Origin of the sequence: Halorubrum sp. Atlit-26R (assembly GCF_003666015.1) — an archaeon.
In the GTDB taxonomy this organism is placed as follows: domain Archaea; phylum Halobacteriota; class Halobacteria; order Halobacteriales; family Haloferacaceae; genus Halorubrum.
This window is the reverse complement of sequence record NZ_QPLT01000102.1, coordinates 1-1,018: the sequence shown is the minus strand read 5'-3', so window position 1 is coordinate 1,018 and position 1,018 is coordinate 1. Positions and strand designations below refer to the sequence as shown.

1 pseudogene is annotated in these 1,018 nt (G+C 62.6%); it reads right to left on the bottom strand.

Annotated features, from left to right (window positions below):
- Window positions 1–967 (bottom strand): annotated as a pseudogene (locus tag DVK07_RS19530) (serine hydrolase); the annotation flags it as partial.
- Window positions 968–1,018 lie beyond the last annotated feature (51 nt).

The window sequence follows — 1,018 nt, the reverse complement described above, 5'->3', positions numbered from 1 at the left end:
CGACTGCGCCAGCGGTAGCGATGACTCCCAGCGTCGGCACGACGAACACGACGTCGAACCACGCGGGCGGACGATTGAACAGCGTCGGCCTGTCCATTGACGCCACGGCGACGATGACACCGACAAAGGACAACACAAACAGTAAGAGCCCGGCGAGGCCTGCGCCAGCCACCCACCGAGCGCGAGTAACAGATTGCGGTGGTGACTCACCACCGCGATACCAACGCCACCCGCGAGCCGCCGGCCATCCCACCAACCCGGTCAGCGCGATGACAGACGCCGCCACAGTTAGCCACCCCTGTACCGATAGCTGCTCGTGGTAGCCGATCTGCTCGTATGCGCTCAGCCCGTTCAGTAGATGAGTCACGTCACCATCCGTCTCACGGAACAGCAGCGTCGAATCTTCCTCGACGTGCTCGAAGACGAGCGGTTCAACTTCGACCCATTCGTCGGTCCTGTCTCCCTGTTCAGTTACGAGCCGCCCGTCGTTAGCGATTCGGACATCGACTGGTTGGCCCGTGAGCAGACCGTAGACGAGCTTCTCGGCACTGACGGTGTCAGTCGTGTTCACCGACCGGTACCGACCTTCGAGTTCGTCGGCACGCTCGGGCATCCCGTCGGGTGTCCGTTGCGCTCCGCTCGAATCAACGGGTGCGAACTGGTCGAGCAGTGCGTCTACGACTTCCTGCTTCGCGCCGGATGCTTCGTTGCCGTGGGCGACGAAGAAGATGCCGACATCTTCCTCTGAGATCAATGCGAACTCAGTGGCGAACTGTGTGACACTGCCGCCGTGACGAACTAGTCGAGTATCACCACGCGATCGCTCGAAGAGTCCGAACGCCATCCCGTCGACCCGCTCGTGCGGGGTGAACCACTGCCGGTGCATCGAGGCGACCGCGCGCTCCGAGAGAATCCGTTCGCCGTCGACGACGCCACCGTGTAGATGCGCTTGGAGCAACCGCGCCATATCTGTCCCGGTCGTGTGAAGCCCAGATGCGGGCGACACGTCGGAGTAGAA